The sequence below is a fragment of the Acidobacteriaceae bacterium genome (genome assembly GCA_028283655.1).
Taxonomy (GTDB): Bacteria; Acidobacteriota; Terriglobia; order Terriglobales; family Acidobacteriaceae; genus Granulicella.
On the sequence record JAPWKE010000003.1, the window covers coordinates 2795289 to 2812581 of the forward strand.

Sequence of the window (17293 nt, forward strand, 5' to 3'; positions counted from 1 at the left end):
AGGGCTAAAGAAAGGATAAAGGCGCGGACCTGAATGCTGTCCGCGCCTTTGTTGTTTTGAGTGGTGCTCCGGTTAGAACTGGAAGCGGCCGCCGAGTTGAACGGTTCGTCCGCTTGCGGCGGAGGTGGCACTGTTCGCGTTGAGAGCCGGAATGGTGTTGTAAACGTATACGCCGGTCGTCACATCGTAGCCGGTGAAGTTTACGCGGTTGAGAGCGTTGAAGACTTCTGCCGAAGCCGACAAGCGCATGCCGTGACGGAAGCGGATTTCCTTCTGACCGCGAAGGTTGAGGCTCGCGATCATGGATGGCAGGCCCGCGTTACGGCCGAGCATGACACCGTTGATGAAGGGACGATCCGTTGAGGTATTACCGTCGTAGTTCATGTCCGAACCGACGGTGATATTACGCGGCGTACCCGAGTTGGCGATGTACGTTCCTGAGACCGTCCAGTTACCGAAGATCTGGCGTGTCCAGTCGTTGTGATGACGGCGGAAGGTGAGGTACGGAATCTTCCAGACGACAGCACTGGTGAAGCGATGACGGACGTCTTCGTTCGAGACAGACTTTTCTGCGCGCGGATCGAACGGGTTGTTCGGATATGCGCCGTTGAGGAAGTCAGGAGCGTCGTCGAGAGCCTTCGAATAGACGTAGCCTACGCGGTAGCTGAGGCCATGCCACGACTTCTGCTGCAGGGTGACGCGGAGACCAGAGTAGTTGGAGTGGCCCCACGGGCCGGTGATGGTGATGTCGTTGAAGGCATCGTTGATGCGAGCCTTATGGATGAGATCGCCGGTCGCAGTGTCCGTCTCGTCGAGATAGATCGGGCGGTTGTACTGCTGGGGGCAAGGCTGATAGGTCGCGCGCCCCGTGTTGCCGTTGTTCGAGCTGGAAGGGCTGAGGCAGGTATTGCCAGGCACGTAGGGGATATAGGTGGGGTTGAAGCCGAAGCTGCCCTGGTTCTGAGGCGTCAGGATGACGGGCGCATTCAGGTTGGCGTTGGAGACCTTGAGAAGGTTCTGCCCCTGAACGTGCACGCCTGTCACAGAGAGGATGAGCTTGTTTGTGATGGCACGGTCGATTCCGATATCGAACTGGTGGATCATCGGAATTTTCAGACCGGGGTAGGCCACCTGAATCGTCGGAGCAATGCCTGTACCAGTCGGGTAGTTGGCGCTGGCTGCGTACGATCCGCTCTTCCAGAGAGCATCCAGGGTTGCGGTGCTGGAGTTGTAATAGTTGTAGATAAGGGACTTCTTGCTCTGCAACGTGTTGCGGGCGAGGATGAGCAGGTTCTTGTCATAGAACATGCCGTATCCAGCGCGCAGAACCGTCTTGCCCTTGCTATCAAGCGAGTAAGCCAGGCCGACGCGGGGAGCAACGTTGTTGAAGTCGCGGTTCATGCCCGTTGAGAGACCGGACTGGATCGGGTTGGACTGGTCGAGATTGTAGCCCTGCGGCTGGAAGTCGATGTCGTAGCGCACGCCCAGGTTCGCGGTGAGGCGACGAGACACCTTCCAGGAGTCTTCGAGGTACATGCCAAGCTGCGTGTCCGGCAGAGAGATATCCGACGTACCGAAGTTCTGAGCGTAGCGGTATGGGATACCCGAAGCGAAGTTGCCCGAGGTGTAGAAGTTCCAGAAGCCCGAGAAGCCGCCCTGGTAGTTGCTGTTGGCGCGGATGTAGTTGAGCTGTACGCCGGCCTTGAAGAGGTGTTTGCCGATCGTGTAGCTCAAAGCGTCGTCCGCTTCGTAGTGATCTTCGTTGAGCGTTACGGGGAAGTCCGTCGTGGGGCCAACGTAGACCGAACCAGCGATGTCAGCCCCTGGGCCGTAGGTGTTCGGGAGCTGCTTCATGCGCTGCGGAGCCACCATGAAGTGAGCTTCGTTGATCAGGCGCGGAGTGAAGATGTGCGTCCACTCGGTGAAGTAGTTCTGCGTGCGGGTGTACGTTCCAGTCGCAGTCGAGAGATCGTAGTAGTAGCCCGCGTTGGTGCTGTTGGCCTGGATGTACTGCACGTAGAGGACGCGCGCAATGATGGTGTTGCGATCGTTGATGCGGTGATCTACGCGAAGAGAATAAAGCCCCTGGGCGCTGGACTTCGGGATGTAGCGATCAAAATCAAGCCCCTTGACCGGGGAGTTGATAAAAAAGCCTGTCGCCAGTGCAGTGTTGATCGTGTCGTAGGTCGTCGAAGTACAACCTGACGTTCCCAAGTGGCAGAAGTTCGAGCGGTTTGAGGTGTTTAGACCGATGTACTCTGCTGCGCCAAAGAAGTAGGTGCGGTTCTGCTTGAGCGGGCCGCCGAGCGTCGCACCGACGTCGTTACGAGAGTATGTGCCGGGGTCGGCGCTCGTGAAGTAGTTCGGCGTTGTGAACATATTGTCACGGTTGAAGTAGTACGCCGTGCCGTGGAAGTTGTCCGTGCCGCCGCGGGTGACTACGTTGACGAAGCCGCCGCCTGCGCCGCCGAACTCGGCGGGCATCTGCTCGGTGAGGACCTGAAACTGGGCGATAGCGTCCTGCGAAAGCGTCTGGCGGACGTTGCCGTTCAGCGCACCGTTGTTCTCCACGCCGTCGATCATGATCGAGTTCGAACGCGAACGCTGACCGTTGACGGAGAAGCCGGAGTTCTGACCGGTGGTCTGGGTGTCGGTAACGCCCGGAACCGTGACCGCGAAGTCGAGGAAGTTACGGCCGTCCGAGGGCAGGTTGTCGATTTCGACCTGCGAGATCGTTTCGCCGATGCTGGTGCGGTCGGGATCGATGGCAGAGACGTCGGAGTCCACCTGAACGACGGTGTCCGAGTTCGCCATGGTGAGGCCGACGTTGAGCGTCGAGCCCTGGCCGACAGCCAGTGTGATGCCGGTCTGCTTGCGCGTGGCGAAGCCGGAACGCTCGACCGTCAGGGTGTATCCGCCGGGCTTGAGGGCCGTGAAACGAAAGACGCCGTGACTGTCCGAGACGCCGACGCGGATGTCATGCGTCGTCTCATTGGTGAGGGTGAGCGTGGAGCCACCAACCAGCGCGCCGCTGGGGTCATGGACATCCACTTCAAGACCAGCCGTATCGACAGACTGAGCAAATCCGGCTGCGGTGCCTGCGGTAAGCACAGCAGACAATGACAGGGAAAAGAACAAACGAGCCAAACGCATGCCTGGGTCAAACTCCTTCGCGAAACAAAGCGCCTGCATCGACTGCGATGACAGTGATTTAGCAGGCTGGCTCTCGAGTGAAGTCACAGCATAAAAGAGGCCGACACGCGATGATGCGGCGGATGCGTTACGAAAGTGCGAACGCGCTGTGCTCCTGCTACGAGCGGAAACGTTGTTGAGGACCGATGAGCCATACCGTAACACCGCAGACACGGTGCAGCAACCACCGATCTTTCCCGCTGTGCGATGTTCGATTCATAGAATTTTTACCTATCTTGCCCGGCGACGAAAACGCCAGTATGCTCGGAGGCAATCCAACGAATTCGCTGCTGTGATGCGTGCCCGGAGGTACGTGTTGCGGCTCAATCAGGCATCACTCGCGGCTCACCGGAGCCAATCAGGATCCAAGTTCCTCGCTTCCCTTTTTTCAAGCTGAGGACAACGCCTCGGACTGTTCCACGGCCTCAATCCCCGTGTGTCCGCTTATGTGCTCCGGAATGAATCGCCCGATAAGAAGGGATCTTCTCAGGATGGCCGGTCGTTCGCTCGTCAAACGTTTAGCGCTTTCAATCGCTGTCAGCGCGGCATCACTGCTGCCCATGGCGGCTCAAGCCCAACTCCAGGCGTTTAGCCTGGCCAGCACCACAACGACTACGTTCCCGACGACTACGTTGGGGGCGACGTCCGCGTCTCAGACGATTCAGCTGACGACCAGCCGCGCGGTGACGATCACAGGCGTGGCCGTGGCTCCTTCGGCGAACAGCCACCAGGAGTTTACGGTCGGCACGATGAGCGGCTGCGCGGTGAACTCTGCGGCGGCGGCGGGCACGACGTGCTCGATCCCGGTAACGTTCTCGCCGTTCTATGCCGGTACGCGTGCTGGACAGCTTACAGTGACCGATTCGACCGGCGCGGTGTATACCGTGGGTCTGACGGGCCTGGGCGATGGACCGCAGACGCTGCTGACTCCGACGGACATTACGACGGCGATCGGCGCTTCCGGCGGTGTGTACTACTCTGGCGACGGCGGCGTGGCGACGAGCGCACGCATTGGCTATCCCTACGGTGTGTCGACGGATGCGTACAAAAACATCTACATCGCGGATTACTCGACGCAGAACATTCGCGTGATCTACCAGGCGGGCGCAGCCCTGGCCTGCGTGATCGAGATCGAGAACCCGACGCTGTTTGGGCTGACGGCAGGAACGACCTCGTGCACGGGCGCGAACGCCGCACCGGTTGCCGGAAACGTCTACACGCTTGCGGGCAATACGACGCTGTACTCCACGACGGTGACGTCGCACACAGCGGGCACCACCGTAAGCACGCTGGCGGCAAGCCCAACAGCAACGACGATGGACGATCCGTTCCAGGTGACGGTGGATAGCGAAGGCAACGTGCTGGTGTCTTCGTATCTGACGTATGACCTGCGCGTGATCTATGTCGGCGGCGACAAGATGGGCTGCCTGATCGAACTGGAAAACCCCTCGCTCTTCGGCCTCGCCACGGGAGCGACCTCCTGCACGGGCGCTACTTCGGCTCCGATTCCGGGCTACCTCTATCGCATTGGAGGCACCAGCTCACCGGGTGCTTCGGGTGATGGCGGCATCGCGACCTCGGCGCTGATGGCCTACGGCTACGGCATCACGACTTCGCCGGACGGCGACATCTTCTTCCTCGATGTATCGACGAACTCCGCACGTACGACACGCATCCGCGTGATCTATAACGGCGGTGCAGCAGCAGCAGCCCTCATCCAGGCGACCAACCAGGGTGTGACGCCGCAGCGCGGGTACGTTTACAAGGTTGCTGGCGGTGTCTTCGGAACATCAGGCGATGGAGCCATTGCAACTTCGGCAGGCATCACCTACTCCAAGGGGCTGAAGGTGGATGCCTACGGCAACATCATCTTCACCGACTACAACACGTCCGCAACCATCACGACCTTGCCGCTGGAAGCACGAGTCCGTGTGATCTATAACGCCGGTACTCGCATGGCTTCGCTGATCCAGAAGGAGACGGGCAGCACAGCGGTTGCGGGCTACGTTTACACGCTGGCGGGCAGCACGGCGCCGGGCGCGACGAGCGGCAACGGCGGTGCGGCTTCGGCAGCGAACTTCGTGACGCCGTACGGTGTCACGGTTGACCCGGCAGGAGATATCTTCGTCGTCGATTACGGCGACAAGACGATCCGCCGCATCAGTGTGGCTGACGGCAATATCTATGCGTATGCCGGTATCAGCGGCACGTCTTCGGTGACAAACGGCAACTCGCTGACGACCGGTGGCCTGTGGCTTCCGATCGGTCTGGCCGTGGCTCCCGATGGCGGCATCGACGTTGCCGATTACGGCATCTACCGCGTTCGCGTCGTTGGCGCTTCCGCTTCGGCGATTGCGTATGCAAGCGCAGTTCCAGTGGGCACCACGGGGACGCCTACCTTTGTGTATCTGCAGAACCTGGGCACGGAGCCGGTAACGGTTGCGAGCACGGTGGCTTCCGCGAACTTCGCCGTGGTGGCGGGGACGACGGGTGCACTCTACGCGACCGATTGCAGCACACTGCCTACACTGCAGCCGGGTGATAGCTGCTCCGCTGGCGTGGCCCTGGCTCCGACGGCGCTGGGAGCTGCGACCGGAACGCTGACGATCACGGACAACTCGAACGGCGTGAGCACGCAGCATGTTGTCACGCTGACGGGTACGGCTTCCTACCAGAGCGCCGTAACGTTGACCTCTTCAACGAACCCGACGTTTGCCGGTGACACGGTGACGCTGACGGCTAATGTTGCCGCCGCCGCAGGGCAGGACACCACAACGGCTCCGGCGCTGATCGGTACGGTGAAGTTCACCGACGGCACCGCGACGCTGGCGACGGTCTCCATTGACTCCAGCGGCAACGCGACGACAACGGATGGCCCGCTGACCGGAGGGACGCACTCCATCAAGGCAACGTTCACGCCGGACAGCACGATCGCGGCGCAGTGGGCGGGAGCCTCTGCATCGCTGTCGCAGGTGGCTACCGCCATCACAACGACAACGACACTGACCAGCTCGGCGGCTAACGCAAACCAGAACGCCAATGTAACGTTCACCGCAGTGGTCGCCGCTGCAGGCACCATACCGACGAGCGCTCCGGCGATCGCAGGTACGGTGGCCTTCACGGTAGATGGTGTGGCCATTACCGGCTCGCCCGTAACGGTTGATGCCACAGGAACGGCGACGATCTCCACAAGCACGATGACTGTAGCCAGCCACACGATTGTGGCTACGTTCACACCGTCGTCGGTCTACTACGCAACGTCCACGGCAACGATTACGCAGGTAGTTTCTTCACCGTCGTACTCGGTACTCTCGAGCAATACGGGTGTGGCTGTGGCAACGGGAACGGCGACGGTGGTTCCCTTCTCGGTGACCTCGGTGGGCGGCTACACGGGTACGGTGTCGGCGAGCTGCGGAACGCTGCCTTCTTACATGACGTGCTCGTTCTCGCCGAAGAGCGTGGCGTTCACCGGAACGAACACGACGCAGACGATCAACCTGTCGATCGGTACGACTGGCGGCTCGGCTGCGCTGGCTACGCATAGCAACGGCATCACCTTTGCGGCTCTGTTTGGCGCAGGGTTGCTGGCGCTGCTCGCGGGTAAGCGTCGCAAGCTTCCCGCGGTGCTGATGATCGTGCTCGGCCTGGCGGCTGCGGCGACGATTACAGGCTGCGGCAAGACGGCGACCGCGAGCCGCGGGACGCAGAACATCAACGTCACGTTCACCGACGGAACGACCTCGTACACGGTGGTCGAGACGGTTTCGGTGATCGGCAACCCCTAGGCTGTAGCAGAACGAATGCAAGAAAGGCCCGCCGGTTGGCGGGCCTTTCTGCGTTTGTCCGGATTACGTTTGTGGCGGAGAGAAGAAATTGAACCCGGTGTTTCTTCGCGAAAGGCAAAGGCGAACACGGAGAGCACGGTGCGTGCGGAGGAACACGGAGGGATTCTGAGGTGAGGTTGGGTTCGTGGCTCCGCGGGCGACAAGCGGGGCTCTCACTGCGTTCGAGATGACAAGCAGATGTGGAGATAGGCAAATATGCCTACTTCGAGATAAGCGGACGTGGAGATAAGGAAACATGTAGACGTGGCAAAGCCTGAGCAGATGGCTCAGGCTTTGCTGTTTCGAGGCTTGGTTGAGAGCGCTTAGCGGCTGCCGAAGCGGTGCTGGTGCCACTTCCAGGCGCTGGCCAGGATCTCGTCGAGGTCTGCGTGTTGAGGTTGCCAGCCGAGGACCTCGCGAGCGCGGTCGGAGCTTGCGACGAGGCGGGCTGGGTCGCCAGCGCGGCGCGGCTTCAACTCTGCCGGGATGGCAGCGCCGGTGACGCGGCGGGCAGACTCGATGACCTGCTTGACGGAGAAGCCCTGGCCGTTGCCGAGGTTGACGAGGATGCGGCCCTGCTCGTCGAGCTTGCTGAGCGCAAGGATGTGCGCTTCGGCGAGGTCGCGGACGTGGATGTAGTCGCGGATGCAGGTGCCGTCGGGAGTGTCGTAGTCGTCGCCGTAGATGAAGATCGATTTGCGAAGGCCGAGGACGGTGTCGAGGATGAGGGGGATGACGTGCGTTTCGGGCTCGTGCTGCTCACCGCGCGCGTCCAGCGCACCGGCTACGTTGAAGTAGCGGAGCGTTGCGGTCTTGAAGCCGTGAACGCGATGGAACCAGGAGAGCATCTGCTCGACGAGCAGCTTGGATTCGCCGTAGGCGTTGGTCGGGGAGAGCTTGGCTGTCTCGGGGATTGGGACGGCGTCGGGTTCGCCGTAAACGGCGGCGGTGGAGGAGAAGACGAGGCGGCGGACGCCGGTGGCGTGCATGGCTTCGAGCAGAGAGAGCGTAGAGGCGGTGTTGTTGCGGAAGTAGATTTCGGGCTTCTGCATGGACTCGCCGGCTTCGATGAGAGCAGCGAAGTGCAGGACGCCGTCGGGCTGCAGGTCACGCAGGAGGGCCTCGACGCGGGGGCGGTCGGCGATATCGGCCTGGACGAACTCGACGCCTTCGGGGACGGACTCGCGGCGGGCGTGCGAGAGATTATCGAGGACGGTGACGCGGAAGCCGCGGTCGCGCAGAAGGCTGGCAACTGTGCCGCCGATATAGCCTGCGCCACCTGTGACAAGAACGTTGTTCAAAGCGTTTCTCTCCGTGGCTGGCTCTGCGAGATTGAAGTGGATGGGAGCAGAGCAGCACCCTCCGAAGAGCCTATCAGTTTGGGTGCGACGAGGGCTTTAGCGACCAAAGAAAACGGCTGCGGAGAGGGCTCCGCAGCCGCTTGTTTGCTGAACTGTTGTTTAGCTGGAGTAGGGAGCTAAGACGGTGAGCGCAACCGTTATAGAGTGCGTGACGCCGGCGGAGTCTTTGAACGTGATGACCACGCTGGAGGTTCCCTGTGGCGTGACGTACTGCCCGGCAGAGCCTTCCGGCAAGGAGCCGCTGCTGCATCCGGTGACACCGAAGGAGAGCGCGAGAAAGGCGATGGCGAGCGTGGTGTGCAACCATGCCCGGCGGCGCGTGGCGAAGAAGGCGAGGCCAAGGAGAGGCAATGCGCAGGCGAGGGTAAGCCAGCGAGAGCTGCCGCCGAACGGTGTGAGCAACGAGGCAAGCTGAGGGTTGGTATTGGTGTAGACGTAGACGGAGAAGAGCTGCGTGGTGCCTCCGCTGAGGCTCATGCTGGTGGGGCTGAAGCGGCAGACGCTGTTGGCCGGGAGCCCGGCGCACGAGGCCGTGATGGTGCCGGAGTAGTTGAAGAGCGGGGTGAGGTTGGCGGTCCAGGTGGCGACGCCGCCCTGCGGGGTGGAGGTGGTGCTGGCGATGGGGATGACGAGGAAGTCGCCGGGGGCAGTGGTGCTGGACGAGGTGGAGGTGCTGAAGTTGGTGTCGCCGCTGTAGACCGCGGTGAAGGCGTACGAGCTGTAGATGAGCGTTGTGGTGGTGTAGGCTGCGGTGGCGTTGGTGCCGAGAGCGACGGTGCCGAGCAGCGTGGAGCCGGCGTAGAAGGAGACCGTGCCGGTCTCTCCTGTAGCGGTCGTGGAGGCGACGGTGGCGGTGAGGGTAAGCGTGGGAGTTTGCCCGCTGGCGGTGGGGGTGATAGCGAGCTTCGTGGTGGTGCTGGCCTGCTGCACGGTGAAGCTGGTGGAGCTGCTGCTGGAGGCGTAGACCGTGTCGCCGGAGTACTGCACGGAGATGGCGTGCGTGCCGACTGCAGGGCTGAGCGCCAGGGTGACGATACCGTTTGCCGGGACGGTTTGCGCGGTTTGCTTTTTGCCGTCGACGGAGAAGGTAATGGTGCCGGACGGTGCGGCTCCTGAGACAGAAGCGGGTGTGACCGTGGCCTGCACCGTCACACTTTGCGCATAGCTGATGGTGGACGTCGTGGGCTGCGTGATGACAAGCGCGGTGGTGGTGTTGACCAGCGAGACGCCGGAGCCGGTGAGCGTTACGGACGCAGCGTTGAGTGCGTTGGTGGTGAAGTTTTCGGTTGCCGTGTAGCTGGTCGTGGCGGTGGGGGTGAAGGTCGCGTCGAGCGAGCACTCCGACGCGATGGCGAGGCCTGTGGCGAGAGAGCAACCGTTGGTGGAGGACGGCGCGAGGGTGAAGGCAGCGGTGCTGCCGGTCGCGTTGGCGAAGGTGCTACCGGTGAAGGAGAGCGCTGCGTTGCCTGTGTTCGCGAGCACCAGCGGCGTGGTGTTGGAGGTGTTGAGGTTGGTGCCGGGGAAGGTTTCGGTCGGGGTGTTGCGGTTGGCCACGATGACGCTGCTGGCGCTGGCGTCCGCGAGATAAAGGCTGCCGTTGAGATCGAGGGCGAGGCCTTTGGGACCGCTGAGTGCGGTGATGAGCGCGGTCGGGTTGGTGATGCCGGGAGCGTAGGAAAGGACCTGGCCGCTGACGCTGTCGGCGATGTAGAGGGTTCCGGCGGCATCGACGGCGAGGCCGAGTGGAGTGACGGTGGCAGTGCCGAGGTTGATGGTGGTCTGCTCGGAGAGGACGGGCAGCTCGACGATGCGATTGTTGCCGGTGTCTGCGATGTAGAGGTTGCCGGTGGCGTCGAGGGCGAGGCGCGTGGGCGAAGAGAGGCCGGTGGTGGTGAGGGCGATCTGGTTGCCGAGCGGAGAGATCTCGACGATGCGGTTGTTACCGGTGTCCGCGACGTAGAGGTTGCCGGTGGCGTCGGCGACGAGGCCCTGCGGCTTGTTGAAGCCGGTGCCGATGGTGGTGGCCGTGGTGGAGGACGCAGCGGCTGCGCGGACGGCGATGCGGCTGGCGTTGGTGTCGGCGACGTAGACGTTGCCAGCGCCGTCGACCGCGACCTGGCCGGGAGAGCTGAGGCCGGTGAGCAGGGTGGTTGAGGTGCTGCTGCCAGCGGCGAACTTCAGGAGCTGGTTGCTGGCAGAGTCTGCGACGTAGACGTTGCCGCTGGCGTCGGTGGCGAGGCCGCTGGGAGTGAGGCTGCTGCCGAGATTCGTAACGGTAGCTGGATCTACGGAGAGGTTTGCCGCAATGCCAGTGCCGCCGATAGGTTCGGTAACGAGCGTTGCCGCTGCGCTGGACAGGGAGATGGAGCCACGACGAAGGCCTGCGCGTTTGGGAGCGAAGGCTACGTTGAAGACGCAGGTGGTGGCTGCAGAGAGAGCACTGTTGAGCGAGCAGTTGCCGCTGCCTGCATCCATGAAGTCGACGGCTGCGGATGTTTCGTTGGTGAAGGATTCCGTCGCGAGAGTTTGTGCGGGGACGGAGAGGAACGCGAGCGGCTGCGTGGCGCTTGCCGTGGCGAGCGTGGCAGGAAACTGCGTGTTGAAGTTGTACTGGCGAACGACGGCGTTGCCGTTCTCGGTCTCATAGTAGTTGCCGAAGCGGTCGAAGGGGATCTTGCCACTAGGGACAAAGGTCAGTTGTGTGGCGGGGCAGCCGTCACCGATCTTGTCGGTCGCGGTGAGAGTGCTGCCTGTCGCACAGACGGTGCCTGCGGTGGTGGAGGACTTGCCGCCCGCCACGACGATGGCTTTGCCGGTGGTGGCGTCGATGCGCCAGACGAGCTTCGAGGTACCGTCCGCCATGTAGATATTGCCGCCGCCGTCGATGCCTGCGCTGTAGACCGTACCGAAGGTGTAGCTGGTGGCTGCGGCGTTCTGGTTGGCGACGGTGGAAGCGGTGCTGCCGCCACCGGCGACGGTATAGACGTAGCCTGCGGTGAGGTTGCTGAGGCCGGGAATGGAGCCTGCTTTGTAGACGACGCGCAGCTTCGCGTTGTTGTAGTCGGTGATGTAGAGGTTGTCGTACTTGTCGAAGAAGATGGTGTACGGCGAAGCGAAGAGCGCGGCGGTGGCTGCGCCGCCATCGCCGGTGGAGCCGGAGGTGCAACCTGCGGAACCGGAAGCGCAGCCCGCAGAGCCCGCGTAGGTGGTGATGATACCGGTGACGCCGTCGATGCGGCGGACGTCGTTGTTAGTGGAAGCGCCGCCGGTGTTGCCGTCAGAGAGATAGATGTTTCGCGCAGAATCGAGTGCGACATCGCGCATGGAGTAGAGGCGCACGGAGCTATCGGTGGCGAGTGCGCCGTCGCCGGCGTAGCCGTTGGAGGCAGACTTGGCGAGGGAGTAGATGTAGCCAACCTGCGCGACAGCGCCGCTGTTGAGCGTGGAGATGAGGTTGGCCATGAAGGTGCCACCGAGGTAGACCACGCGTGCCGGGCCACCGCTGCCGGAGTTAAAGAGGATGTTGCCGTCTGGGTCGATGACCATGCTGCGCGGCTTCACGTAGCCGTAGGTGGCGGGGCAGCCGTCACCATTGGATCCAATGCCTGCGATGCCGCTGCCAGCGCCGTTGCAGTAGTAGGCGCTGTGTCCGGCGGAGTCTTTGGTTTGTGCGAGTGCGGCTTGTCGTCCGCCTGCGATGGTGTAGACGTAGCCAACTTGCGGCGTGAAGGTTTGCGTTGGGTTCGCTGCCTGAATGGCAGCCGCGAGTGCGGTGCCGCCTTTGTAGAGAACACGCAGCGAGAAGGTGTTGTAGTCGGCGATGTAGAGGTTGCCGAAGTTGTCGACGTTGACACCGTAAGGAGCGTTCAACGTAGCCTGGGTGCCGAGGCATCCGTCACCCGGAACGGTGTTGCCACTGGCTGTGGGCAGCGTGGTGGAGCAGGCTGTTGCGGTGCCTCCGGGAGCGATGCCAACCTGCACATTGCCGAAGGCGAGAGGAAGAGTCTGCGCTGAAGCAGAAGCAGCGGCGAGTGCTGCTGCCAGCATGAAGTGAGAGCGCATAGAGCGTGTTGCCGTGCGAAGGAGAGGCGTAAGCATCGGTGGTGTTTCCTTCCGGGTGTTCCGTTGGCCCGCGTCGCGGTTGCCGAGAGATGAGTTACTGCGACGTGTCCTAATAGCGAGCGATGAAACCGAACTGCAGACGACGACCGTTCGAACCGAGAGCGTTGTTCGTGCCAACCGTGCTGTTGACCGCGCCAAAGACGTTGGTCGCCAGGTTGCTGCTGGAAGACGCAAGCGAGGCGTACGGCGTGGCGAGGTTCGGATGGTTGAAGACGTTGAAGGAATCAACGCGAAGCTCGATGGAGCGGCCGTGCGCGAAGTTGAAGAACTTCTGCGCGTTCATGTTCGTGTTGATGTAGCCGGGGCCGATGAGCGCGTTGCGACGCAGGTTGCTGAACGTGCCACCTACAGGCGAAACGAACGCTGCGGTGTTGAACCACTGCGCGGCTTTGGACGCGCGTGAACGGTTGTTCGGCAAGTAAGGGTTCTGACCGGGGACGAGCGATGGGCGCTGCGTGCGCTCGTTGGTATAGCTACGATCGCCGGAGACGGTGACGTTGATGGGGTAGCCGGTACGCGCGTTGAAGATACCGCCCCAGGCCCAGCCGTTGAGGAGCGTGCCGGTGAAGCCATTTCTGCGGGTCTTCGGCAGCTTCCATGTCCAGCCTGCGTTGAAGATGTGCGTAGCGTTGTAGTCAGAGGCGGCGTACTCAAGCTCAAGATGGTTGGGCTGAGGGATGCGCGCGATGTTTGTGGCGCTGTTGGAGCTGATATCGAGCGAGCGTGAGTACGAGTACGAAACGTAGGTGTTGATGCCCTTCACGGCGCGCTGCGAGTAGATGATTTGCAGGCCGCTGTAGCTCGACGCACCGATGCTGGCGACGTCGACGATACCTTGTCCGCCGTAGTTGTAGCCGGGGTACTTGACGCGTGCGGTGTAGCTTGCGGTCGCGTCGGTAGAAGAGGCCGGGCAGTAGATGCTGCTGACCATGTAGTACGGGCCGGAGCAGTCATAGATAGCCGGGTTCTGGTCGTAAGCCACCAGCTGATGCCGACCGAACTTGCCGACGTAGTTCATCTCCAACGTTGAGCCTTTGAAGAGACGCTTCTGGAAGCCGATGTTTGCGGCCTCGGTGTACGGGATGGTGATGTGACGGTCGGCGTAGTTGATGGTGTAGGGCAGGACGAACTGGGGGGTCTGGCCCTTGTAGTAATCGTTAGGGATAGCAGGTTGGCCCTGCAGCGGTTGCGAGAGGCCACCTGCCGGGCTTTGGTAAAACGCCGAGTAGTGGAAGGGCTGGCCGACGCCGACGACGTTGGCGTTGATGGTGTCGTAGAAGAGACCGAAACCACCGCGGATGGCGAAGGAGCCATTGCCGTAGACATCGTACGAGAAGCCGATGCGCGGAGCGATGGCGTGATATTTAGTGGCAGGCTCCGGGCTGCCGATCTGCGGGTCTCCCTGGTAGGCAACGCCTGCGGGGGCTGCGCTGAAGACCTGCGATTGATAGCCGGGGATGAAGGTGGTTCCCTGCCCGTCGCTCTCCTTCCAGGAGAACGGCAGTTCGTAACGCACGCCGAGGTTGAGCGTGAGCCGCGAGGTGGCGCGCCAGTCATCCTGCGCGTACAGATACATGGCTGGCTGCGAGGCAGCGAGATTGGTGAGGTTGCCGACGGTTGCGGTATAGAGCAGGCCGCTGGCGAAGTCAGAGATTGCAACGCCGGTGTTCTGCTGCTCGGAGACGAACTTGGGTTCGGTGTAGAAGCGGTGCAGGTAGTTCGACTGAAGGAACTGGCCGCCGAACATGACGTTGTGGTTGCCGTGCTGCCAGCTCATGCTGTCATCGAGTTCGAGGTTCGCGGTGACGGTGTTAGAGTCCGGTGTGTTGGTGCTGCCGACCGTGAAGCGGTTGGTGGCTTCGAAGAGCGGAAGGAAGGATGGGCCGGGCTGCGTGTAGCTGCCGCCGAGGTCGGCGAGCGTGGTGCGCGTCTGCGGAACGATGATGTAGGTGTAACGCTTGTAGCCTGCGCGGAAGACATTGAGCAGGTTTGCAGAGAGCACCCAGGTGTCGCCGATGTTGCCGGAGTAAATGCCAGCAATGTTGCGGTCCTGCGACGCGGTGGGAATGCCGACGCCGTTCGAGACGCTGTTTGAGGTGATGTCGTTGACATTGGTGACGTAGAAGCGAGCGTCGACGGTGTGACGGCCGAGGTTGAGATCGACGCGAGCGAGGCCGTTCTGGTCGTTCTTCGGCTGCGGCGCGGTGAGGTGCGCGACGGGGACAACGCCGGGCGAGACGGTGGTCGATTGCTGCACGGGAAGGAAGCGGTTGATGAAGTTCATCGCAACCTGATCGAAGCACTCGACGGGATACTCCAGCGTGGGCAGGTAACGCTGCGTGCTGGAGGTTGTCTGGCGGTTGTAGTAGTTCTGCAGGTCGGTAACGCAGGGCGAGTTGCCGGTGGTGGTGGGGTTGGCGATGCGATACGAGGTGTTCAGGCTGGTGATGGCCGCGGTGCCGCCGTTGGCGGGTGCGACGGGGTTACGCATGAGGCCTGCGGTCGCAAGCGTGGAGCCTGCAAAGTCCTGCACGAAGGTCGCGCACTGTTTGCCCTGGAACTCGGTGGGTGCGCTGGCCGAGCAGATGTGGGGGACACCGGGAGCGTCGAAACCAAGCTCCTGAATGGTGGGCGGATAGCTGTTGGCGATGAAGCCGTCGACGAGACGAAGGGCACCGTAGGAGACGAAGAAGAAGGCCTTGTCGCGCAGGATGGGGCCGCCGAGTGTGGCGCCGAACTGGTTGGAGATAAGGTGGGGGTTGAGCTGCGTGATGTAGTCGGTCGCGTTGAAGTAGCTGTTCTGGTAGTACTCCCAGACCGAGCCGTGGAACTGGTTGGAGCCACGACGGGAGAGCACGTTGAAGATCGAGCCGGAGTTACGACCGTACTGCGCTTTGTAGTTGTTCAGCAGTACAGAAACTTCTTCTGAAGCCAGGCGTGGCGGGTAGTTCAGGCCGGTGTTGTAGAAGACGTTGTTCCAGATGAGCCCATCGAAGAGGAAGAGGTTCTGGTTGCCGCGCGAGCCGCTGACAGAGTACGTGGGGCCGCCGGTATCCGAAGTGAACGTCGTGGGTGCGTTGACGTTTGTGACGCCAGGAAGCAACGCCGCCAGCGAGACGAGATTTTCGCCGTCGATGGGGAGGCTTTCGACGAGGTTGCGGTCGAGCATGGTGCCGATGGTGGCAGAGCGCGTGTCGATGGTTGTGCCCGCGGCTTCTACCGTGACGGTAGCTTCAACGTTACCGTTGGTGAGGCGAGCGTCTTCGCGAACGTTGGTCTCAGCGTCTACATGGATGCCGTTGACGATGAAGCTTTCAAAGGTGGGCGCGGTGACCTTCAACGTGTAGTTGCCAACGGGAACCTGCGTGAAGAGGTACTCGCCTTTGGCGTTGGTGGTGACCTGGACGACGCGACCGAGGGACGACTCAGTGAGCGTGATGCTGGCGCCGCGAACGACGCTGCCGCTTACATCCAGCACGTTGCCCGCGACGGTACCTGTGTTCTGCCCTTGCGCGTAGGCGGCGCTGGTCTGACCAAAGCAGACGACCAGCAGAAGCGCGCTAAGGACGAGTGAAGGGACGAGTGAAGCAATATTCGATTTGCGACCGAAACTCATGTACGACCTCGCGAAAGAAGCGACCATCTTGTGTTGACTTATGTGTTGCGTAGAACGGATCGAACGACCAATGCCTCAAGCAGCGCTGGACTTACTCCGGCGGAAGGCCACCGATGTATCCAAATGGCTTGATGCCCGCAGAGTGGAGAACCTCGGCGACTTTAGGATCGGGGAAGCGACGCTGAAATGGGCGCGCCCACTCTACATCAGAGGACTTGATTCCGTCTTTATCCGGCGTGTCCTGCGGGATGCCTGTCTTCTGCGAGAAGAACGAGTTGTCGATCTCTCCCGCGAGCGAGCGCATGACGAGCAGGTGAAGCTTGTTGTGGTTGTAGCTGTAGAGGTCCTGCCCGTTGACGGTGGCGAACTCCGCCATGAGCGTGAGCGGAGCGAGGGCGAAGAGGTGGTAGTGCAGTGCGCGTTGACCACGTGCCATTTCGAGCGGCAGCGTGCCATCGTCTGTCACGCGGTCAAGGCCGTCCTTGTAGGTCGAGATGCCCCAGTCGAAGAGCGAATGATCGTCGACGGCGATGCCCGCAGACATGGCCGCGAAGCCTGCCCAGTAAAGATGGTTGTTCTGGCCGTCGGTCTTCTTCTTTTCGCGACGCTCCTGGAAGTAGGCCTCGACCTGGCGTCCGACCTTCTGCAGCCACGGCTGAATAACAGCAAGCTGTTCAGAGGTTGCAGGCTGCGCCTGACGCACTTTGAGCCAGGACACGGCGAGTGCGCCGAGCGTCCAGTTCTGCACGTACTGCGCCTGATTGGAAGACATCTTGCCCGTCATGGCAGAGGCTTTGGCCTGCGTGGTGAGCAGTTGCGCAACGCACTCCGCGGCGGCTTTGTTGCCGGTGCGCTGGAAGTTGTCAGCAGCGGCGGCGGCCTTGGTGCTTAGCTCGGCGAAGGGCTCTTTGGCTGCGTCGTACGCGGCCTTCTTCGTATCGTCCGCGACAGACTTTTTGGCGTCGGAGTAGTAGCTGTAGGCTTCGATGTCTGCAGGCAGCGCGGCGAGAGCGGGACAGGTGTAGGGCGCGGTGGTGATCTTTACCGTGCGCTCGTCCCACGGCGAACGCAGCGGCGCTGCAGAGGCAAAGAGCGGGGTGGCGAGGGAGAGCGTGAGGAGTGCCGTTGCGGAGAGAAGCTTCATGCGCGCGTTGCCTTTCGGTCTGACAGGAAAGGCA

Annotated in this window: 6 protein-coding genes; 1 reads left to right on the forward strand and 5 read right to left on the reverse strand. The window is 61.9% G+C overall.

Features of this window, described 5'->3' with window-relative positions; all coding sequences use genetic code 11:
* Positions 1–72 precede the first annotated feature (72 nt).
* A complete protein-coding gene (locus PW792_14625) occupies positions 73–3153 on the reverse strand; it encodes a TonB-dependent receptor (protein ID MDE1163155.1) in 3081 nt (1026 codons plus the stop codon).
* 530 nt (positions 3154–3683) lie between these two features.
* On the opposite strand from PW792_14625, the gene PW792_14630 reads away from it, so the two are divergent.
* A complete protein-coding gene (locus PW792_14630) occupies positions 3684–6977 on the forward strand; it encodes an Ig-like domain repeat protein (GenBank protein ID MDE1163156.1) in 3294 nt (1097 codons plus the stop codon).
* Between the two features lie 362 nt (positions 6978–7339).
* Here PW792_14630 and galE read toward each other — a convergent pair whose 3' ends face one another.
* From galE to PW792_14650, 4 genes are all read right to left on the reverse strand, one after another.
* Entirely contained in the window at positions 7340–8317 is a 978-nt protein-coding gene (gene galE, locus PW792_14635; protein ID MDE1163157.1) for a UDP-glucose 4-epimerase GalE, read from the reverse strand.
* Between the two features lie 159 nt (positions 8318–8476).
* Complete coding sequence (locus PW792_14640; GenBank protein ID MDE1163158.1) at positions 8477–12475, reverse strand: Ig-like domain repeat protein; 3999 nt, start codon at positions 12473–12475, stop codon at positions 8477–8479.
* 73 nt (positions 12476–12548) lie between these two features.
* On the reverse strand, positions 12549–16115 hold the full coding sequence (locus PW792_14645) for a carboxypeptidase regulatory-like domain-containing protein (protein ID MDE1163159.1): 3567 nt from the start codon (positions 16113–16115) through the stop codon (positions 12549–12551).
* A gap of 91 nt (positions 16116–16206) precedes the next feature.
* Positions 16207–17259 carry an alginate lyase family protein gene (locus tag PW792_14650; GenBank protein MDE1163160.1) on the reverse strand — a complete coding sequence of 351 codons (1053 nt, stop codon included), beginning with the start codon at positions 17257–17259 and terminating at the stop codon, positions 16207–16209.
* Positions 17260–17293 lie beyond the last annotated feature (34 nt).